Source organism: Lentisphaera marina, assembly GCF_028745505.1.
Taxonomy (GTDB): domain Bacteria; phylum Verrucomicrobiota; class Lentisphaeria; order Lentisphaerales; family Lentisphaeraceae; genus Lentisphaera; species Lentisphaera marina.
The window spans coordinates 1826193-1846691 of the sequence record NZ_JAQZZL010000002.1 but is presented as its reverse complement, the minus strand read 5'-3'; the positions used below and the strand labels follow the sequence as shown (position 1 = coordinate 1846691).

Here is a 20499-nt window from a genome sequence, read left to right as displayed (position 1 = left end):
TAATTTTGTTGTGTCAAACACAATAGTTGATGAAGTAAAAAAGCACAAATTTTGTGACAGTTTAATCGAAGGATTTGAGCTTGTTTTCTAGCTGTTTTGTAATGGATAGCGACATTAGCACTGTGAGAGAATGATAGATGAGTACGCCATTAATTCCGGCGTCGCCTTGGGCGAGTTCTTGTACTCGGTGACTAAGGTTAGTAAAAAGGTCGTTTAGGACATTTAAGAAATCCGCATCTTTCTTATGATCTCGATGCTCATTTTGAAGTTTTTGAACCGCAAAAAATAGAGTGAAGGCATGGATAACTTCATCTTTTGTGGGGAAAGGAGGGATATAATCAATGATTTTTCTGGCTTGGCGACCAACGGGGCAGGCTGATTGAAAGACGGCGATGCGCACTAATTCGCCTATGATATCCTGCAAGGCACGGTCCTTGAATTCTAGGTAACGACCTGAACTCTCCCACATTTTTACTGTAGCTTTATCGATAGATTTTTTGTTGATTATGTTTTTGGCATAGGAGTTGAGCGCTCTTGCGGCGGGGCATAAGGGGAAGTCACTCTGAGCCAAGGTGCAATTTGCGCATTTATGGTTCTCGAGTTTAAGCCATTCACCAGCTTTTTCATTAGAGTTGGCATCAAGATTAATGCTTTTGGTATTCGTGTAATCAAAGCTCCAACTGAGGGGTTCGCCATCAGCCTCATTGTCAAAAATTATTTCCATTTTCTTTATCATGCTTAAAGATAAGTGTTAAAGCAGAAACAAACAAAAAATTTCAGAAGCTTTATGGGGAAATGTAGGGAAATGAAGCAAGTTTAATCTATATTCATATTTAATTTTAATTTTACTGAAGGCGATAAGGATGATAGCGCATTTAAAAGGGCAACTAGTGGAGCTAGAATTAAGTCACGCTGTGATTGATGTTGGGGGCGTTGGTTACTTTGTCGAAATTCCCATGAGTACATATGATCGCTTGCCAAAAGTAGGTGCTCCCGTGGCTTTGAGAATTCACATGACGGTGCGAGAAGATGCCATGAATCTCTATGCCTTTGCAACGGAAGAAGAGAGGAGCTTTTTTAGATTGATCACTTCAGTTAGTGGTATCGGCCCCAAGATTGCTTTAGCGGCACTTTCCGCTTTGCCTATTGAAACTTTTTGTGAAGCCATTCAAGAGGGCAATATAAAATTACTAAGTAAAGTCTCTGGAATAGGTAAACGCATGGCGGAAAGAATGGTAGTAGAACTTCGGGACAAAGTGGGAGCCTTGGGTATGACTTCTGCGATAGTCGCAAAAGTAGCAGATGATGATATGCCGGCACAAGATAAAGAAGCTTTTAATGATGCAATTATGGCCTTAGAAGCACTTGGTTATCGACCTGATACAATACGTAAAACGGTTAAGCAGATCTTTGATTCTCTCAGTGTAGAACAACGAAATTCTGAAAATATAATAAAAGCTGCTTTGTCGGCAATGAATAGTTAGGTCCAAGATGTCTGAGAATTTTTTTGAATCCACATTAAAAAAAGAAACGGGTGAAAGCGAAAATATTTTACGCCCTAAATATTTTGCGGATTTTCCAGGTCAAGATTCAGTGAAAGAACGCTTATCAATTTTTGTTGAAGCAGCGAAAATGCGTGATGAGGCCTTGGGGCACTTTATTTTGAGTGGTCCTCCGGGCTTGGGTAAAACGACTTTGGCGTACATTGTGGCAAATGAACGCGGCAAAGGAATTAAAACGTCTTCGGGTCCCGTCTTGGAAAAACCTGGAGATCTAGCGGGTTTACTCACGAGCTTAAGTGATGGGGATATTTTGTTTATTGACGAAATCCATCGTTTACCGATTTCAATCGAGGAATACCTTTATTCGGCCATGGAAGATTTTTTTATTGACATCATGATTGATCAGGGTGTAGGAGCTCGTTCAGTAAGGCTCAATATTCCACAATTCACCTTAGTCGGAGCCACCACGCGTTTAGGGCTTTGTTCGGCACCTTTAAGATCTCGTTGTCAGCATGTGCATCGCCTCGAATATTATAGCGATGAAGAATTGAGTCGCATTGTGAAGCGATCCGCAGAACTCATCAATTGTCAAATGGATGACGAAGCTTGTCGAGAAGTAGCGAGTCGAAGTCGAGGCACTCCGAGGATCGCAAATAATTTACTTCATTGGGTTCGAGATTACGCTCAAGTAAAAGCCGATGGCTTTGTGACTTTGGATCTAGCTAACAAGGCTTTGAATATGCTCAATATTGATAGCAATGGTTTGGATGAAATGGATAAAAAAATTCTCAACACTATAGCTTACAATTTTGACTGCGGTCCTGTAGGGATAAAAAATATTGCCGTGAGTGTAGGTGAAGAAGTCGGCACTCTAGAAGATGTCTATGAACCTTACCTCATCCAAGAAGGCTATTTAGTACGAACTCAAACGGGGCGAGTTATTTCTCAAAAAACAAAAAATATGCTGGGACTCTCGAAAGACTCAGATGATCAACAGGGTTTACCAAATTTATGAAAAGTATGACGGGTTATGGTCGCGGTGAAGCGACTTTAGAAGATTTTAGTATAGTAGTTGAGCTCTCGACTGTTAATAGGAAAGGTTTGGATATGAGGGTTAATTTCCCACGTGAGTATTTAGCTTTAGAAGGACTTATTCGTAAAAAAATAGGCTCTGTTTTAGCACGAGGTATGGTGACCGGAAGTTTGACTTTATCCTTTAATGCAGGTGCTCAATCAGCCAATATCAACAAAGACTTAATGCAATCATATATTGAACAGCTCAAAGAAGTACATCAAAATATGGGTATGGACTTTAAGCCTGATACAGTGCGTTTAATGAGTCTTCCTGGCGTTTTAGAGGATAGTGGCAAAAGTATTGATGAAGATTTATTAATGGATTGTGCATCAAAAGCTTTGGACAAAGCATTGTCACAATTAATGGATAACCGTGGTCGCGAAGGCGACGCGATGAAGAATGATTTCCTCGAGCGTTATCAAACTATGTGCAATTTACATTGTGATATCGAACAGACTTATCCTCAAGCTTTAGCAGATTACCGTGAACGCTTAACCACGCGCATTAAAGAAGCTGCTTTGGATGTGGAAATAGATGATGACCGTTTGGCTCAAGAACTCGTGATTTATAGCGATAGAAGCGATATAACCGAAGAAGTGGTGCGACTCAATGCTCACTTAAAGCAATTCAAAGTTCTCTTGGAAAAGGATGAGCCCATTGGCAGAGAAATGGATTTCTTGATGCAGGAAATGGGTCGCGAGGTTAATACCACAGGGTCCAAGTCGAGTAACGCGGCTTTATCAGCACTCATTGTTGCTTTTAAGGCTGAATTAGAAAAATGCCGCGAGCAGATGGCTAATGTCGAGTAAAGTACCTAAAACTCCAGAAGAACTAGAAGAGATGTTGCGCGTTGTGCGCAAAAAAATCACCCCTGAAACAGAAGGCCACGGCATCTTAGATTTCTTGTGCACAAAATTCACTTATCGTTCACGAGAAGATTGGCATACGGCTTTGCTAGATGGCAGTTCTCAAATCAATGCCAAACAAGTAGAGGACTGTGATTACATTTTGAAGGCAGGGGACGTGATTTCCTTAGATGTGACCAATATTCCTGAGCCCAGTGTTGATGCCGATTTCAAAGTTGTCTACGAAGATGATGATATTCTGATGGTAGAGAAAACAGGTGATCTTCCCGTGCATCCAGCAGGGAGCTTTTTTAAAAATACTCTGTGGTATTTCTTAGTTAAAAAGTATGGTAATATTCATATCATGAATCGCCTGGATCGCGAGACCTCAGGTTTAGTATTGGTGGCACGTCATCACAAGGCAGCTTCCGTTTTAGGCAAACAGTTTGAAAGACGCCAAGTTGGTAAGGAATACGATGTTTTAGTGGAAGGTCTTGTGCAGTGGGATGAATATGATGCTTTGGGTTATATGGGGCCTGCGGAATCGAGTAAGATCCGTAAGAAATTTTCTTTTACGGAAGCCGAGGATTGGCAGGACTATGGTAAGCTTTCTGCCCGAACAGAATTTACTGTTTTGCGCAGATCTAATGAACTAAGTCATTTACATTGCCGCTTACATACAGGTCGAACTCATCAAATCAGAGCAACTTTGTTATCGCTTGGCTTCCCTTTGGTGGGAGATAAAATCTACGGTGTAGACGAACAGTTTTTCTTGTCCTTTATTGATGGCATACTCAGTGATGAAGATCGTCAAAGAATGCGTGTGGGACGTCAAGCCTTGCATTGTTCATTGATGTCATTTGTTCATCCCATGAGTGGAGAAGAACTCGTCTTTAAAAGTTCTTTGCCGAACGAATTAGCAGAGCTTATATTACCCTAAATGGGAAACGCATATGCTGAGAGAAATAAAACATAGTTGTGGACATATCGAGACCTACCAAATTCCCAACGGTAAATTCTCTCGCATGAAAAAGTTCTATCATGAACGTTTGTGCAAAGAGTGCTGGAAAGAGCAAGAACAAGAGAAGCAGAAATTGGCGAAAGAAGACAATGCTCGCTCGGGCTTGCCAAGACTTACGGGGCCTCTCAATTTAGTTTATGGCGCAGAATTAATTCGTTATGAATTTTTTAAATTTATCACAGATAATAGTGAGGACTTAAAAGACAAAGGTCCGCAATTTCAGTTTGCAGTGGACCTTTTGCGCTCTAAGCAAAAAGCCTCTTGGTGGCATGCACATAAACGCGAGCGCTTCGTCCATTTGTTTGATGTGGCAATGGATCATGCGGCCCATCAATTACGACTCAAAGCTTTGGCACCCGAAATCCAAAAACAAGTGAACTCCTTACATATGGTTCCCCTCTCGGGATCTACGAAGCAAATTCAATGGGCCGAATCCATAAGGAGTAAAATTCTCTTAGACCTCATTGGTGTGGAATTATGCTTGGAAGAAGCCTTGAATGATAAAGAAGAATGGGCGGAATTTATGGTTCAACTATGCCATGACTTAGAGCCAGTCCCCGATTTATTACGGAAAATGAGTAAAGACTTAGCTTTGATGGATGCGGCGGGGCACTGGATAGAAATTCGCAATCATTCATTAGAAGATTTAGTGCGCTGGATGAAGCGCCCAGAATCACTAGCGAGAACTTTACATCTCGTTCAGGGACGCTTTTTCTTTATTTTAAATCTTTAGTTTATTTCTTTAAACGCTTGGCAGCACGACCAATAATTTCGATATAAAAAGATTCGAGTTCTGACTTTTCAGCCTGTTCAATATGTTTATCAATTTCTGAGAGGTGAATTTTTTTAGCTTCAGCTTCAGTATCGCCATATTTACAGTCGAAATCCCAGTAATCGAAGCCCTCGGGAAGAGTCTTGCGGCGATTGCGTTTGAGGTACTTCCTGACTTCAGCTTTAACAGCTTCAATCATGCGAGGATATTTGATTTTTGGGTGGGTGAGTTGAAAAGTTTTTTTCATGAAAAGTCCTAGTTTAATATCGACCATTATAGTGGGTGACTTAAATAGTTCGAACCATTACTGGATTTATTTATTTTTTTTCCTTTTGTACTCAACAAAGGCAAAGTAGTTTAAATCCGGATACCAAGAGGGCGAATTGATTGTGCCTTGACCGCCGTGAAGTTTGCGCAGAAGCACTTTTTCGGAGCCATCTAGTCGCATTCTGATGAGTTGTACATCTAGAACCTCCCGGGTGCTTGAGTGTTCCCTCTGGATAGGATATATAGACAATGTATTTTCATGGTAGAGGTTCATTTTTCACCTAACTACGTCCCCTTATTTAGAGATTTGACATCAATCGTTAAATTTAAGCATTAGAGTTTTATAGATAAATACAAAAAAGCTCCCTGTCTAAGAGGGAGCTTTTGATAAAATCAGTACTTGAGAGTATTAGATTTGGACATCAGTTGCGCTGTTCGCAACTCCAATGACTTGATCATCCCCATCTAAAATTAAAATACATGCACCGCCAACTTGCAGGACACCATTAGATCCACAGCGCATTTTCCAGAACTCGAATAAACCAATGAGGATGTCTTTTTTACGTGGGTCATCAAGGAAATCATTTGTAGCAGTTAAATATAGTGTTGTTTTGAAATTGCCCTTATTATCTTTGTTTAAGGCATAAATACGCGATGCTAAAGTCACGCCATTTTGCCTTTGTTGAGCTTTGAGGCGATCGTAAAACTCTTCAACCACAAGTTTTAAACTAGCGGGAGTTTTACCCTCAGAAACTTTACTGCCAATTGACGGGGGATCAAAATCGAAATCGCTTTCTTGCATGGGGTCAAGCTGATTTCGAGGGATAATTGGTTTTTCTTTGATTGGTGTATTGATTGACACTCTTTTCTCTGGTAATTCAGGGACTTCAATTTCAATTTTAGATGCGACTAATTCTGGATCGCGCATATTGGGGTTCTTGGTTATTTCTTCGGCAATATTTCTTAGTTGGCCCAAAGATTCTACAAAGAGAATCGGCGCATTCTCGGAAGTGAAAAGTTTTCCTTTGCCTGAGCATGAGCGACAGTTGAGGAAAACTTTACCTGCACCAGCACATTTGGGGCAGGAACCCGTACCCTTACAAGTAGGGCAGTCTTTACGCACGATTTTCCCATTGAGTCCTTTGTAGACAATTATACCTTTTTGACAGCTATTATTGGTGCATTGCCCATGTTCGCAAGTTCGACAATCTCTTTCCGTTTGACCTTCACCTTCACAAGTAGGGCAAGTTTTGAAAAAATCGGAGCCATAAGCAAAGGCCGTCATTTCTTTACCCATATTTTTTTCTACCGCAGTACGGTAGCTAGGTGTTTTAGGATGCTTATTTTTAATGAGTCCTAGTAAAGTTGTTTTTGTGGCAGCACCCTGCAGTATGGGGTTTTTGATTTTGAAGCTCAATTTTGCTAGGGTGTATAAACCTTTATTTTCATCAGTAGCAATTTCATCAAGAGCACTGTTGATAAGTGCAACGGTTTCCTTGAGCTCGTCAGCTGCACTCAATGTTTCTTCGGGAATTCGAGTACCTTCTATTTTTACTTCATCTAATTTTGGACTCTCAAAGATGATTGGATCTAAGGAAGTAATCGTGTGTCCTTTGCTGCGCTCATCATTAGCAGCGGATATCATCACCAAGAGGCGAAACTGTTTTTTGAGTTCTTCGTTGAGCTGAGGATTATCCAGTTGGCTAATTTTATTTTTAAATTTCTCACTTAGATCAGAACTACCGGCTTTGAAATTGTCAGCTTTAACTTGGTAAATTGCGAGTAATCTCTCGAGTATGAGTACTTCGTTAGCATCACTACTATCTTCTAAGAAAAGTTGTATTTGAGGAGCTCCAAAATTAGGAGAGACATTATTAATGCCATTTTTAAGTATTTGTAAATCGGCTGAATCTAAGGCTGATAGTGAATTTATTATAAATACGCAAAAGAGTACGAAGGTTTTTTTCATTTTAAACTGTTCCATATGGCGAGATAAAGTATTTTGATTGTAACAAAACTATAGTGAGTTTAGTTAAACTGTCTATGAAAAGCATTGAATATTAAGTGGAAGTTAAATTGAAAAGAAAGATTTTTATTGGTGACATTCATGGCTGTTACACAGAACTTAAAAAATTATTAAAGAAACTTGATTACAATTCGAAACAAGATCGCTTGATCTCTCTTGGTGATTTAATTAATAAAGGTCCCGCTTCCGCCAAAGTTTTAGATTTCTTTATGAGCAATGATTTAGAAGTCGTTAAAGGCAATCACGAAGACTGGCTATACCGAGCTCTAACAGGACAATGTAAATTGTATGAAGAAGCAAAAACTATCCTCAGTGATTCCGCGTATTCAAAAAAAGAAATAATCTCTTGGTTAGAATCTTTACCGGCTTATATCAAAGAAGATGATTTTGTCGCCGTTCATGCCGGTTTCTCTCCCTATTGTAAACTCAAGGAAAACCTTGAGCGGGACCTCTTTACCGTACGCTATGTCGATAAAGAAAGCCAAGAGCTTTTTGCAAAAGACAATGGTAGCCAAAAGCTTTCTCCTTGGTATGAAGAATTTGCCTATCATAAAAGTGGTAAACGCGAAATTATTCATGGTCATTGGGCCAAGAAAAAAGTCTGTGAATATGGTCGGATTATTGGCCTAGATACGGGTTGTGTCTATGGCGGATACTTAACGGCCTATCTATTTCCGAGTAAGAGAATTGTTCAAGTGCCGAGTGAGCAGCGTAAACAATTTGATTATTGATTAGGCTTTTACAGCTATACACACAAAGGGGTTTTGCCCCGCTTTAGAGTTTTCCTGTAAACTCGAGAAATTGATCTGACTAAAGCCAGCATCCTGCAACCATTCTTCTAATTGATCTTGATCAAAACCCAACCACACAGAACCAAAACGATCACGTGTACTTTCATCTTCGTGGCGATTCATATCCACAATGATAATACGTCCATTTTTTAAACAGCATTTAGCAATAGATTTTAATAGGCTTTGAGGGCTGGGGATCTGGTGCATGACAAAATGTAGCAGGAGGGCATCGCATTTTGGAATGTTGAGTTCCCCAGAATTGAGGTCACTCTGAATGAAATTGATATTTTGCAGCTTATTCTCTTCGGCGCGTTGCTGAGCTTTGCTAAGCATGACTTCACTTTGATCAACGGCATAAATTTCACCATCAAAACGGTTCAACAAAGGCAGTAATAAACCGGTGCCACAACCCAAGTCGGCAATCTTCATGCCCTTGGGGGCAAAGCCAGGAAGGGCAAAAACAGCCGCTCCAGGGTGGTGTAAGGAAGAAATAACTTCGTCCCACTGATCGGCTAAATCATGCATCACATCGCGACTCTCTTTGGCACGCTTGAGAATTACTTTTTCGAGGCGTGAAAGATCGGGGTGATCAGAGCCCACTAGTGTTTTGATATACTCTGCTAAGCTAGGGCAGTTTTTCCCCAAGTTAACCGCAGTATAGAAAATGCGAGTTCCATCACGCCTATCATTGAGTAGGTTTGAGTTTTTTAACACGGCTAAGTGACGAGAGATTTTGGGCTGCGGTAAAGTGGTGATTTCACAGATTTCTTGAACATTGAGTTCTTCTTTTTGCAAAATTCGAATAAGTCTTAAGCGCGTTTCATCGGCAAGGGCCTTGAGAATGAGTGTGTGATCTTCGTCACTGAAGCTATTTTTTAACATGTCTTTCCTAGAGATAATCCTGATAATCCACAAAAGTATCATGAATAGTTCGGATTTTCCATGCCTCATCTTCAGTGGCTTGAATAAATTCGCCGCCTGCAGGAACTTTTCCTAAGCCTCCGGGGACATCGAGTACGTAAAGGGGCTGAGCAATACCTGATAAACTTTTGCGTAAATCGCTGGTGATTTGTCGACCTCTCTCCAAGCTAACGCGAAAATGGCTCGTGCCTTGGGCTAAATCCGGGTGATGGAGGTAGTAGGGACGAATGCGAATTTCGACTAGGCTTCTAAAGAGTTCTTCTAGTTTCTCAACGGAGTCATTTATGTTTTTCAGTAAAACGCTTTGACTCAATAAAGGAAGGCCTGCTTTGCAAAGTTTTTTAATGCCGAGGCGAACATTTTCTGTGAGCTCTTTATGTGAATTGCAGTGCAAGATCAGGTATAGGGCTTTTTCTCGATCCAAGACATTTAGGAGTGAAGCACTGATTTTTTCGGGAGCAACGAGGGGGATTCGAGTATGGATGCGGATGACTTTAACGTGCGCAATGGCTTCAACTTTGTCGAGGATGGCACCGAGCTTTTGTGGGGATAGGCTAAGGGGATCACCGCCCGTTAAGATGACTTCCCAGATATTCTTATTTTTTCGAATGTATTGCAGGGCATGTTCGAGCTCATTCTGACTTAAGATTTCTTCAGCTTGTCCGACTTTCTCACGACGAAAACAAAAACGGCAATAAACACTGCAAGTATGTAGAGGTTTGAGCAAGACTCGGTCGGGGTAACGATGGGTAATGCCCTTGATAGGCGTGAATTTTTGATCACCAATGGGATCGTTTAATTCTTGCTCTTTAATGTCGAGTTCTTTTTCCGAAGGTAAATATTGCTCTCTAATCTCGGCTTTATCCATGTTGGCCAGAACCTCAGGGCTCAGACTAATTTGAAACTTTTCTGCGACTTTAGTGATGGCTTCAGACTTCTCTTCGGAAATGAGTCCCTGCTTAACTAAGGCGTGAGTATTGCGAATATAAGACATAAATTAAGTGTTTTTTCATGGATAAATAAAAGCTCTGGGGCTTTCGGGGACTAGATTAATCTTGCTTAGAATAAAGCATCTTTAACAAATTAAAATAGCTAGGACTTAAGATGAATCAATGGTTAGAAAAAAAATGTCAGGCCTGTGAAGGCGGAGTGGAAGCTTTAAGTGAAGATATGATCAAAAGCTATTTATCAACTATAGAGGGTTGGGAGTACAAGGATTTGCGTTTATCGCGAAAATTTGATTTCAAAAATCATTATCAAGCGATCTCATTCGTCAATGCAGTGGCTTGGGTTTCTCACACTGAAAATCATCACCCCATAATGGAAGTCGGTTTTCGAGACGTGACGATTTATTATTGGACGCACGCCATAGATGGCATCAGTGATAATGATTTCATTTGTGCCGCCAAAGTGAATCAATTGCTTGATTAATCTTTAGAGGAGCAAGGCTATGGCTTTGTCAAAGTTTGTGATCACTTGCTCAAAGCCTCGTTCTTGAAGTTTGCCAAGCTTTTCGTGATCACAACTTTTGCCATCTTCTTCACAAATTGCAACGCCAAGGCAGGGACAGTTTAATTCACGACCAGCTTCGAGCTCAGTTAAACCATCACCAATAATGAGCGTATGAGAGGCCTTATATTCATAATCGAGAATGGTTTTGCGCATAGATTCCAATTTATAGGGACTCGCCAAATGGCTCTGATAGCCTTGGATATGAGTGAAGTAGCGGCTGATACCTAGGGTGTCACACTCAAAGATTAATTTGTCATGACTCGTTCCCGAAAGTAAGTGTAATTCATAGCCTAAATCACTTAAATCATCTAAGAATTTGCGGGCTCCGCAAAGCATCAGTTGCTCGAGTTCGCCTTTGCTTTCTAGTTCTTTGACGCGAGCGTATTCCCAATCACTTGAAAAAGTATCAAATTCTTCAATGAGTTCATCAAGTTGATGAGCTATCTGATGCGTCGATAGGATTTCGCTCAGCGCAGACATTTGTTGGAAAATAGTTGTGCCAGGAGCTCGCTCAATCCATGCATCAGTTTGTCGAAGAGCTTCTTGCTTTTGTGTTTCGTTAAAATTTGCGGGCTCCGCAAAAATTTTGTCTAAGAAAAATTCTTTCATTTTCTTATCCCAACCACAACGCACTCGCGTCAGGGTGCCATCAAAATCTATTATTGCCGTTTTCTTATTCACTTTTCTTTTCCTTCTGAGCTAGGCGTCGCATTTTAAAAAAACTTTGGATCAGTAAACGACAATCTTCTTCACAGCATTGTCCTTGGCTAGGAACTTTGTGGAGTAGGCCATCGTGATCGTGGATCGAAAAAGCTCCTCCGCAACCCCCACCTTTGTCATCGCCCAAACCAAAGACAACGCGATCAATGCGGCTATTGACGAGGGCTCCTGCACACATGGGGCAGGGCTCTTTGGTGACATAGAGGGTGCAACCATGTAAGCGCCAACGATCGAGATGAGCAGATGCTTGCGTTAGCGCGAGGATTTCGGCATGGGCCGTTGCGTCTTTGAGCATTTCCACTTGATTCCAAGACTTGGCAATGACTTCGCCTTCGTGAATAATGACGGCCCCAATGGGGACTTCACCAGCTTGAAAGGCTTGCTCGGCCTGACGTATGGCCATGCGCATATAATGTTCATCCGAAAAGACAATGGGCTCATCTTCGGAAAAGAGAAGCTCATCATTCATGAGCTTAATTTACCTTGTTTGAGGGTGAAGACTTTATTCGCATGCTTTTTGAGTTGGTGATCATGCGTCACCATGACAATTGTTTTGCCCTGTTTGCGAAGTTCGCTAAAAAATTGAATGAGTTCTTCGGAAGTATTGGGGTCCAAGTTACCGGTGGGTTCATCGGCTAAAATAATGTCGGGATCATTCACCAGGGCGCGACAAATCGCTACGCGTTGTTGTTCACCGCCTGAGAGAGCTCCGGGGTGGTGCGATGAACGCGAACTCAAGCCAACGCGATCGAGTAATTCTAAGGCGCGTTTTTTAGCTTGTGAACTACGGCTCGAGAATTGAGCGGGTAACATGATGTTTTCCAATGCGGTCAATTCGGGGATTAGCTGAAAGGATTGAAACACGAAGCCGAGTTGGTCTTGACGTAATTTCGCTTTGGCCATAGCCGAGAACTTGGCGTAGTTTTTTCCTTGCAGGAGCAGTTGGCCACTATCGGCCTTATCGAGTGTTCCCAAAATATTGAGGAAAGTTGATTTGCCACTTCCCGAAGAACCGATGAGCATGGCCCAATCACCTTTTTGGATATCAAGGCTAACATTATCTAAAACTTGAATGCGTCCAGCATCAGATGAATTGTAATGCTTGCAAATATTTTGTGCGGATAAAAAACTACTCATTGGATTGCAAAGCCTTCACTGGATTGATGGATACGGCCACTAAAGCGGGGAAGAGTGAGGCTAGGGCACAGATGATAATGGCACCCCAAAAAATGAGGTGTACATCGGAAGAGAGGATGAGCATGGGGACGCGGTCAAGCATGTAAAAGTCCGCATCCCAATTACCTAATTTATCCACTACCCATTCGCGATTATGCAAAGTGAATAAACCTCCCACTAAACCGAGCGTGGAGCCCAAGGTCCCAAGCACGAGGCCTTGGATGAGGAAGACCCAAAGGATTTGTATAGGGGTAGCACCAATAGCTTTTAGGACGCCAATTTCACGAGTTTTTTGTAAGACCAAGGAAAATAAGCAAGCTGCAACACCAACGGCGGCACCGCCAACAATGAAAAAGAGCACGAGTGTCATCATCGTTTTTTCTTTTTTAACGATATCAAAAAATTGCTTTTTCTTGTATTGCCAAGGATAAAACTGCGCTTTTGTGTTGAAGAAGTAGGGGTCGCGTGCGAGCTCTTTAGTTACTTCTTCTGCTTGAATGGGGTCGGGGATGGAGAGGTCGATACCGAGAGATGCGCCCCAGTCTTGTTCCAGTAATTCATTGGCACTATCCAAATGAATGAACATAAGGTTTTTATCTATATCGACATAACCCGTACGAAAAATCCCTGAGATCGTTAGTTCTAAGGCCATGTTTAAGTAGACGTCATCGACTTTACCTTCTTCTTTTTGTAGAAGCAGTTTGCCATATTTTTGCGGAGAGTGCACAATGATTGTATCGCCAATATTCGCTCCGAGCATCGCCGATAAACGGCTGGAGATAAGGGCGTTTTTTGGACCCAGTTGGTATTTGCCATTCTCATCCAAACCATCGATAATATAGGAATTGAGTTTTGAAGAAGCTTGATCGTATTCAGGTAAGATACCTTTTGCTAAAAAAGATTTGATACTTTTATCTTGTTGAATAAAAATGGGCATCTGAGTGTAGGGCGAACACTGAAACTGATATTTTTTCTCAATGTGTTCCATCAAACCTAGGTAATCAGGAAAAAATTTGCCGTCATAACGACTCATGGAAATATGAGATTCCACTTCCATAATTTTTTTCTGGATTTCATGGGGGTGACCATTCATCACACTCATGACGACCAAGAGTACCCCAACGCCGAGCATGGGACCCAAGCACGATAGCCAAGTGACAATTGATGAGATGTTTTTCTTTGGCTTTAAATAACGCCAAGTTAGAAAAAAGATGCCTTTCATTGAATTCCTCTAAGTGATTTCGCTCAAATTAAAGCAGGCTCATAAGCTTACAAGCAGACAGTCCAGAACATTCACGATTTATTCACTTTAGTTTAACATTCGTGCCTCACTGATAGCGCACTTCGTACTGATAGAGGCTCTGCTCTCTACTCGGAACGAATACTTCCTAGGGACTCCGTTCCCCTCCCAGGCGATAGTCGCTATCCAATCTAGTTGACCCAAATTCTCTACTTTCGGAGTTTTCCTTAGTTGGATCTGTCCTATCTGCTCGATCTGTGTTTTTCAGAGTCTTCCGTGGTTAAAATTTTCAATTCAAAATTAAGAATTCATAATTTAAAATTGAATGGCTCTTCCAGTAGCTTTGCTAACTCAGCCAGCTCTGTTTATCTCCCAGGCGATAGCCGTTCTCCTAACTAGCCGACCCAAATTTCAAACTCTCAGGCAACTTGTTGCCGCTCCCAAGAAGAATTCCCCAAGCTTTAGCGCGACCTTTTCCCCTTGTCCTTCAGGCTTATCTTCCTTCGTATTCTTGTAGCTCTTGATTCCATTAAATCTAAAGGCATATTAACAAAAATTACTAGGCGCATTATGCAAAGAACAATTCAAGTAGGAAAATTAGAAGAACAAGATGAGATACGACGTCGCAGTGTCGCCTCTCTTGATCCTAATGAACGAGTTGCGGTGGTGCTTGAGATGCAGAGTAATTATTTGAGGTGGGATTTAAATCCTCATATTGAAAGAGTGGTGAAAATTAAGCGTATGAATTTTAAAGGTGTTTAATCCGCTGTCCGCAGATATGACTGATTTTATTCACTTGTTAAAGAAATATGAAGTCGAATTTTTGGTTTGTGGGGGCCACGCCGTTGCCTTTTATGGTTATCCAAGAATGACTTTAGATTTTGATCTTCTTATTAAACCGGATCCCATGAATGCAAAAAAAATCATGCAATGCCTCAGAGATTTTGGGTTTGGCTCAGTGAAAGAGTTGAGTGAAGAAAAATTTTGTCAACGCGGGACGGTATTTACCTTGGGGGTTCAACCCAACCAGATAGATTTATTAACTTCAGTCAGTTCTCAAGATGAAAATGAGATTTTTTCGAACCAAGTGAAAGGTGCATTAGCTGATATCACGTTGAATTTCATTTCTTTTGACGACTTAATTCGTGCCAAAAAAGAGGCGAATCGCTTGAAAGATCAACTTGATGTTCAAGAACTAGAGTCTTTGCGTTAATCTCGTCTTTCACTCCCTTCCCAATCCTTCCGTGGTTAAAATTCTCAATTCTCAATTCTCAATTCAAAATTAAGAATTCATAATTTAAAATTGAATGGCTCCTCCAGTAGCTTCGCTAACTCAGCTAGCTCCTTGGCATTAACTTAGGCCACAGGCCGTCAACTCAGCTCGGAACGAGCGTCAACTGTTTCCTCATACTTATCCCTAGCCAAGAAAAATCTCAAAAAACTCTTTAAAGCTGTCAATTAGTCTACCCGCGCAGTTATTAATCAAGTATTCAATTATTACTAACGACAGATAAGGAATCACTTTATGCAGTACGGCTATTTTGACGACAAAAACAAAGAATACGTAATCGAACGCCCAGATACACCAAGTTCTTGGAGCAACTACTTAGGTTCAACTCGCTATGGCGCAATCATTACCAATAATGCTGGCGGTTATAGCTTCTTTAAATCCGTAGCGCAAGGACGTTTCACACGTTTGCGTTTTAATGCGGTGCCAATGGACCAAGCTGGTCGCTACATCTACATTCATGATGCTGAGAGCAAAGATTATTGGTCGGCATCGTGGCAACCAGTAGCGAAACCCTTAGATGAATACAAATCTGAATGTCGTCATGGTTCAGCTTACACAAAGATTTCTTCTGATTATTCGGACATCAGTACTGACACGACTTTTTTCGTGCCTTTAGATGCGGACTATGAATGTTGGTCTACCAAGATTAAAAATAATGGTACAACTAAGCGTACATTAAAACTTTTCACATATGTTGAGTATGGCTGTAACTGGAATGCGGCCGATGACCTCAATAATTTGCAGTATTCGCAATACATCACCAACATGAATGTCGTTGATGGCATCATTAGTCATGCCTCTAACGTCAATCTTCCAGAAATGCCCGATGATTTCGAAGAAAAAGACCAAGCACGTTACACTTTCTTAGGTGCCGTTGGTTTAGATCCTGTAGGCTATGATACAGATCGTGAAGCCTTCATCGGTCCATACAGAACTTATGCAAACCCAATCGCTGTGGAAAAAGGTCAGTGTAGTAACTCACTAGCTAAAGCTGGTAATCCTTGTGGTACGCTTCAGTTCGAGATTACTCTCGAGCCAGGCGAAGAAAAAGATTTTGCTATCTTCATGGGTATTGGACGTGCCGAAAAAGAAGGTAAAGAAGTCGTTGCGAAGTTCGCAAACTTAGATTTGATTGATACTGAGTTCAATAAGCTGCAAAATTACTGGCACTCAAAAATGTCACAAATGTCAGTACAAACTCCAGATGGCGACGTTGATTCAATGCTCAATATGTGGAGCCAATTTAATAGCTTGATGACTTTCTTCTGGTCACGTGCAGCCAGTCTCGTTTATTCAGGTGCTCGCGATGGTCTTGGCTACCGCGACACAGTACAGGACATGCTCGGCGTCATGCACTCAATTCCAGAGCTCGTACAAGAACGCTTAGAATTGATGATTACGGGTCAAGTCGCTAGTGGTGGTGCAATGCCAGTCGTGAAACCTTTTGCTCACAAGCCAGGTTTTGAGCGTGAGCCAAACCCTGAAGAATTCCGCTCCGATGATGCCCTATGGCTCTTTAACGCGATCCCTGCTTACGTTAAAGAAACTGGCGATCTCGATTTTTATCACAAAGTTCTTCCTTATGCTGATAAGGATGAAGGCACAGTTCTTCAGCACTTGCGTCAAGCACTGGAATTCAGTATCAAGCATTCGGGTGCTCATGGCTTCCCCTGTGGTATGCTTGCGGATTGGAATGACTGTCTCGAGCTCGGACAAGAAGGCGAAACCGTCTTTGTTGCATTCCAATTGCGTTACGGCCTCAAAACTTATATCGAGATCTGTGAACTCCTTGGAACTTCACAAGATGAAATCACTTGGGCTCGTGCTGAGTTAGCAAAACTCGATAAGAATTTACACGAGCATGCTTGGGATGGCGAATGGTTCTTGCGTGCTTACCGTGATGATGGTCTCAAATTTGGTTCTAAAGAAAACAAAGAGGGTTCAATTTTCCTCAATACCCAAACTTGGTCAGTACTCTCGGGACACGCTTCTGATCAAGAACAAGTTTCTGCCATGGACGCAGTTCACAAAGATCTGGCGACTGATTATGGTATCATGCTCTGTGCTCCAGCATTCGTTAATACTGACTACAAAGTTGTGCGTGCGGCCCTCTTTAATCCTGGTCTCAAAGAAAATGCCGCCATTTTTACTCATACTCAAGGTTGGACAGTGATGGCCGAAGCCATGCTTGGCCGTGGTGATCGCGCTTTTGATTACTATAAATCAACTTTACCTGCCGCCTATAATGAGCGTGCTGATGTGCGTCAGATTGAGCCTTATGTTTACTGTCAATCAACAATCTCCAAGTTCCACCCCCTCGAAGGTGCTTCAAGGTTACCTTGGTTAACCGGTGCAGCTACTTGGGCTTATTACGCGGCTTCACAGTATATTATCGGTATTCAGCCAGATTATAATGGCCTGACAATTGACCCTTGTATTCCAGCTAAATGGGATCAATTCCAAGTCAGTCGTCAATTCCGTGGAGCTAATTACCAGATTTCGGTTTCTAACCCCAATGGAGTTAATAAGGGCGTTGCTTCTATAAAGCTCAATGGCGAACTGATTTCAGGTCAATGCCTCCCCGCATGCCCAGCTGGAAGTGAAAACACCGTTGAAGTGATTATGGGATAGGGCGCTAGGCCTTAATTTTAAATTCTTAATGATGAATTTTAAATTGACCTTGAGAATTTAGCTTCAAAAACAAAAAACCTTCAGAAATATTTTTCTGAAGGTTTTTTTTGATAGTAAAGTATAACTGTGAGTATGGCCTTCGGCCTGATAGCGCCTTCGGCTTGTCTAGAAGCTCTGCTTCGCTCCCCAAGTTCGGAACGAGCTTAAAGCCCTGAAAGAGATAAGAGTTGTAAATTATCTTTTTGCTGGGAGCGCGGGAATCCTTCCCGCATTATTGGATATTTGATTAATGATAATCTCACGCAGAGACGCTAAGTCGCCGAGGGTTTAATCTATAAGATTTCATTTCAGATTGAAGCCTCTTCGGTTAAAAAATTAAAAATTCAACATTTACAATTAATAATTGCTCTTACACTTCCCTTGTAATGCCCCCCTTTTTCAAGGGGTAACATTACGTAGTGCGAGTTAAGAGTCGCAACTTGTTGTTTTAAGGTAATCATGCAACTAGGCTCGCATTGAACCAAGCTTCATAATCGTATGGGGTCATGTAGCCCAAAGATGAATGAGGGAAGTCCTCATTATAATTTTGAATCCATTTAGTAAGTTCTTCTTTCAGCTCATAAATGTCCTTCCATTCTCGAGGCCAAACTAAATCCTCCTTAATGGTTCGGATAACTCTTTCAGTATCCGCATTTCCTTTAGGGTTATTATAGGAAGTGAAAATCTGCTGAATACCTAGAGATTTACACTCTGAAATAAAACGTTTTGAAGTAGGCTGACAACCATTGTCTGAAACCAATTGCAAATAAGGATTAGCTTCTTTAATCCCATTAGGAAATTGATTGTTTATCCCCATATGGAGAGCACTTAACCAATCATCCGTACGACTTGTTGATTCCAATGAATGACCAATGATTTTCTTGCTACCCCAGTCAATTAAAACATGAAGGTACACCCAGCCCGAGTTTGGAATTAAAATTTTAGTCATATCCGTACCCCAAATCGAATTAGGCTCAATGGTCCTAGGTTTGCTCCGAGTAGGAGTTCTCTTTGATTTAAGCTTAAGGTTGGGCGGAACTAAAAGGTTTTCTAGTTTCATGATTCTATGAATGCGTTTCTTATTCACATTAATATTTTTACGAAATTTTAGATATGCCCAAACTCTTCTATAACCCCAGGAAGGGTGTTCATTCTTCATCTTTTTGATCTTCACTAATAAATCCTGATTAGCAGCACTCAAAGTTCGTTTCCTTTTCAGAATTCGTTTTTTTTTAGTTCCACAGTCAAATCACCAATAATAGTTTTAAGCTTATTTACTTCACTTTTTAAACGTTCTTCAGTTTTATCTACACCACCATGAGCAAATACCTTTGAACCATCAGACAGAAGCTTGTCTCTCCACTGGTAGTACTGCGTTTGAGTTATCTGGTGGCGGTTGCAAAGCTCGCTGACAGTGCAGTCAGCTCTAAGCCCTTCCATAACGATTTTAAGTTTCTCTTCTGGTTTCCATTGGCGTCGTTTCATGTGATACTCCGTGTTTATATACTATCTAATTTACACGACTTCTTAAATGGGAGCACTATACCCTGTCTTCCGTGGTTTAAATCTCTTCAATTAAAAATTCAAAATTCATCATTAAAAATTGGAGCGCAGCGACCGATCTGTTTTATCTGCCAGATCTGTGGTTTTCCCTCCTGTTCTATCTCAGTGTTGGGAAGTAGTCAACTTACGGAATTAATGTATTCAAATGGCGTTATCACATTCATATTTGCATTTCTGTAATCTTTGACATTACGTGTTAAAATAAAATCTATCTTATGATTTAATGCTGTGTAATATTGTATAGAATCTTCAAAATCAGTGAAATTAGATGATAAGGCCAGCTCAATTTCTTCATCTCCACATGAAAGAACTTTAATCAGTGATTTAATTTTAATGAGAGAACGTAGTGCTTTGCCCTTATTTGTATGTCGAGTCATTATATAGAAAACATTTGCAATAACTACTGGAGAAGTGAAGGCTAGAATTTTTTTATTTTGAATTTTAATGAATAATTGTAGGACAGCGTCAAAATGTGGTTCTCGTTCAGTGAGTAGATCTAGAATTACATCTGAATCTAAAAAAACTCTGTCTTTTTTCATTTATACTTTTCTTCTAAGTAATCAATGTGAGAGGAATTACTATAATCGATGTCTTCTTCTTTAAGTAGGCCTGCCAGTTCTCCCACAATTCCAGGGATAGTTCTATCTACTTCGGTACTTTTACTCGTAATGGTTCTGAAGTAGCTTTCGGTCATTTTGGATAGTGAGGTATTATTGAGTTTAGCAAATTTTTTTGCAGATTTTATTACACCATCATCAATTTTAAGTGTGAGTTTACTGTCCATTTATACGTCCTTTTTATTTAAGATAATACGTATAAATAGTTTTTCAAGTTTTTGGCTTTTACGTCCATGTTTCCGCACTCTCCAATAGCTCCGCTTCCCTCCCAGGCGATAGCACTATCCTATTTAGTTAACTCACATTCCGTGCCTCTCCGAGCCATCCGTGGTACAAGTCTATTCAATTAAAAATTCATAATTAAAAATTAAATTGCTCTTACACTTCCGATTCTTCCGTGGTTTAAGTCTCTTCAATTAAAAATTCAAAATTCATCATTAAAAATTGGAGCGCAGCGACCGATCCGTGTTTTGAGTTTTAGCTCTTTCAG

23 protein-coding genes are annotated in these 20499 nt (G+C 40.9%); 10 read left to right on the top strand and 13 right to left on the bottom strand.

Going from position 1 to position 20499, the window contains the following annotated elements; translation table 11 throughout:
- Positions 1 to 61: 61 nt before the first annotated feature.
- A complete protein-coding gene (locus PQO01_RS18490) occupies positions 62 to 724 on the bottom strand; it encodes a DUF6901 family protein (protein ID WP_274315694.1) in 663 nt (220 codons plus the stop codon).
- Positions 725 to 863: 139 nt separating this feature from the next.
- Between PQO01_RS18490 and ruvA the strand changes: the two genes are divergently transcribed.
- The 5 genes from ruvA to PQO01_RS18465 are packed head-to-tail and all read left to right on the top strand — an operon-like array spanning position 864 to position 5176.
- Positions 864 to 1484 (top strand): Holliday junction branch migration protein RuvA, encoded by a 621-nt coding sequence (gene ruvA, locus PQO01_RS18485; protein ID WP_274315693.1) that lies wholly within the window; start codon positions 864 to 866, stop codon positions 1482 to 1484.
- 7 nt (positions 1485 to 1491) lie between these two features.
- Complete coding sequence (ruvB, locus tag PQO01_RS18480) at positions 1492 to 2517, top strand: Holliday junction branch migration DNA helicase RuvB (RefSeq protein WP_274315692.1); 1026 nt, start codon at positions 1492 to 1494, stop codon at positions 2515 to 2517.
- The gene (locus tag PQO01_RS18475) at positions 2514 to 3386 is read left to right on the top strand and encodes a YicC/YloC family endoribonuclease (RefSeq protein ID WP_274315690.1); all 873 of its coding nucleotides are present in this window, start codon (positions 2514 to 2516) and stop codon (positions 3384 to 3386) included. Before ruvB ends, PQO01_RS18475 begins: the two co-directional genes overlap by 4 nt.
- Positions 3376 to 4362 carry an RluA family pseudouridine synthase gene (locus PQO01_RS18470; protein WP_274315688.1) on the top strand — a complete coding sequence of 329 codons (987 nt, stop codon included), beginning with the start codon at positions 3376 to 3378 and terminating at the stop codon, positions 4360 to 4362. The genes PQO01_RS18475 and PQO01_RS18470 overlap by 11 nt, the downstream gene beginning before the upstream one ends.
- A gap of 13 nt (positions 4363 to 4375) precedes the next feature.
- Positions 4376 to 5176, top strand: a complete 801-nt coding sequence (locus PQO01_RS18465) for a hypothetical protein (protein WP_274315687.1) — start codon at positions 4376 to 4378, stop codon at positions 5174 to 5176.
- A 1-nt stretch (position 5177) separates the two neighbouring features.
- On the opposite strand, the gene PQO01_RS18460 is transcribed toward PQO01_RS18465, so the two are convergent.
- Together PQO01_RS18460 and PQO01_RS18455 are read right to left on the bottom strand one after the other, a co-directional pair.
- Positions 5178 to 5462 (bottom strand): DUF6172 family protein, encoded by a 285-nt coding sequence (locus PQO01_RS18460; protein ID WP_274315685.1) that lies wholly within the window; start codon positions 5460 to 5462, stop codon positions 5178 to 5180.
- A gap of 429 nt (positions 5463 to 5891) precedes the next feature.
- Positions 5892 to 7451 carry a DnaJ-like cysteine-rich domain-containing protein gene (locus PQO01_RS18455; RefSeq protein WP_274315683.1) on the bottom strand — a complete coding sequence of 520 codons (1560 nt, stop codon included), beginning with the start codon at positions 7449 to 7451 and terminating at the stop codon, positions 5892 to 5894.
- Between the two features lie 107 nt (positions 7452 to 7558).
- Between PQO01_RS18455 and PQO01_RS18450 the strand changes: the two genes are divergently transcribed.
- Positions 7559 to 8239: a metallophosphoesterase gene (locus tag PQO01_RS18450; RefSeq protein ID WP_274315681.1), complete on the top strand. Its 681-nt coding sequence runs from the start codon at positions 7559 to 7561 to the stop codon at positions 8237 to 8239.
- Here PQO01_RS18450 and PQO01_RS18445 read toward each other — a convergent pair whose 3' ends face one another.
- Positions 8240 to 9181, bottom strand: coding sequence for an ArsR/SmtB family transcription factor (locus PQO01_RS18445; RefSeq protein ID WP_274315680.1), 942 nt, complete (start codon positions 9179 to 9181; stop codon positions 8240 to 8242).
- 7 nt (positions 9182 to 9188) lie between these two features.
- Complete coding sequence (locus tag PQO01_RS18440; RefSeq protein ID WP_274315679.1) at positions 9189 to 10214, bottom strand: lysine-2,3-aminomutase-like protein; 1026 nt, start codon at positions 10212 to 10214, stop codon at positions 9189 to 9191.
- Positions 10215 to 10324: 110 nt separating this feature from the next.
- On the opposite strand from PQO01_RS18440, the gene PQO01_RS18435 reads away from it, so the two are divergent.
- On the top strand, positions 10325 to 10651 hold the full coding sequence (locus PQO01_RS18435; protein WP_274315677.1) for a 4a-hydroxytetrahydrobiopterin dehydratase: 327 nt from the start codon (positions 10325 to 10327) through the stop codon (positions 10649 to 10651).
- A gap of 3 nt (positions 10652 to 10654) precedes the next feature.
- On the opposite strand, the gene PQO01_RS18430 is transcribed toward PQO01_RS18435, so the two are convergent.
- The 4 genes from PQO01_RS18430 to PQO01_RS18415 are packed head-to-tail and all read right to left on the bottom strand — an operon-like array spanning position 10655 to position 13850.
- On the bottom strand, positions 10655 to 11413 hold the full coding sequence (locus PQO01_RS18430; protein WP_274315675.1) for an HAD family hydrolase: 759 nt from the start codon (positions 11411 to 11413) through the stop codon (positions 10655 to 10657).
- Positions 11406 to 11921 carry a tRNA adenosine(34) deaminase TadA gene (tadA, locus tag PQO01_RS18425; protein WP_274315673.1) on the bottom strand — a complete coding sequence of 172 codons (516 nt, stop codon included), beginning with the start codon at positions 11919 to 11921 and terminating at the stop codon, positions 11406 to 11408. Before tadA ends, PQO01_RS18430 begins: the two co-directional genes overlap by 8 nt.
- A complete protein-coding gene (locus PQO01_RS18420; RefSeq protein WP_274315671.1) occupies positions 11918 to 12589 on the bottom strand; it encodes an ABC transporter ATP-binding protein in 672 nt (223 codons plus the stop codon). Before PQO01_RS18420 ends, tadA begins: the two co-directional genes overlap by 4 nt.
- Entirely contained in the window at positions 12582 to 13850 is a 1269-nt protein-coding gene (locus tag PQO01_RS18415; protein ID WP_274315669.1) for an ABC transporter permease, read from the bottom strand. Before PQO01_RS18415 ends, PQO01_RS18420 begins: the two co-directional genes overlap by 8 nt.
- A 588-nt stretch (positions 13851 to 14438) precedes the next feature.
- Here PQO01_RS18415 and PQO01_RS18410 point away from each other — a divergent pair.
- From PQO01_RS18410 to PQO01_RS18400, 3 genes are all read left to right on the top strand, one after another.
- A complete protein-coding gene (locus PQO01_RS18410; RefSeq protein ID WP_274315667.1) occupies positions 14439 to 14630 on the top strand; it encodes a hypothetical protein in 192 nt (63 codons plus the stop codon).
- 16 nt (positions 14631 to 14646) lie between these two features.
- Complete coding sequence (locus PQO01_RS18405) at positions 14647 to 15081, top strand: hypothetical protein (RefSeq protein WP_274315665.1); 435 nt, start codon at positions 14647 to 14649, stop codon at positions 15079 to 15081.
- 312 nt (positions 15082 to 15393) lie between these two features.
- Positions 15394 to 17790, top strand: coding sequence for a glycoside hydrolase family 94 protein (locus PQO01_RS18400; protein WP_274315663.1), 2397 nt, complete (start codon positions 15394 to 15396; stop codon positions 17788 to 17790).
- Positions 17791 to 18286: 496 nt separating this feature from the next.
- On the opposite strand, the gene PQO01_RS18395 is transcribed toward PQO01_RS18400, so the two are convergent.
- From PQO01_RS18395 to PQO01_RS18380, 4 genes are all read right to left on the bottom strand, one after another.
- A complete protein-coding gene (locus tag PQO01_RS18395; protein ID WP_274314783.1) occupies positions 18287 to 19030 on the bottom strand; it encodes an IS3 family transposase in 744 nt (247 codons plus the stop codon).
- Between the two features lie 14 nt (positions 19031 to 19044).
- Complete coding sequence (locus tag PQO01_RS18390) at positions 19045 to 19314, bottom strand: transposase (RefSeq protein ID WP_274314784.1); 270 nt, start codon at positions 19312 to 19314, stop codon at positions 19045 to 19047.
- A gap of 197 nt (positions 19315 to 19511) precedes the next feature.
- Complete coding sequence (locus PQO01_RS18385; RefSeq protein WP_274315661.1) at positions 19512 to 19931, bottom strand: type II toxin-antitoxin system VapC family toxin; 420 nt, start codon at positions 19929 to 19931, stop codon at positions 19512 to 19514.
- Positions 19928 to 20176, bottom strand: coding sequence for a DUF6364 family protein (locus PQO01_RS18380; RefSeq protein ID WP_274315659.1), 249 nt, complete (start codon positions 20174 to 20176; stop codon positions 19928 to 19930). The genes PQO01_RS18385 and PQO01_RS18380 overlap by 4 nt, the downstream gene beginning before the upstream one ends.
- Positions 20177 to 20499 lie beyond the last annotated feature (323 nt).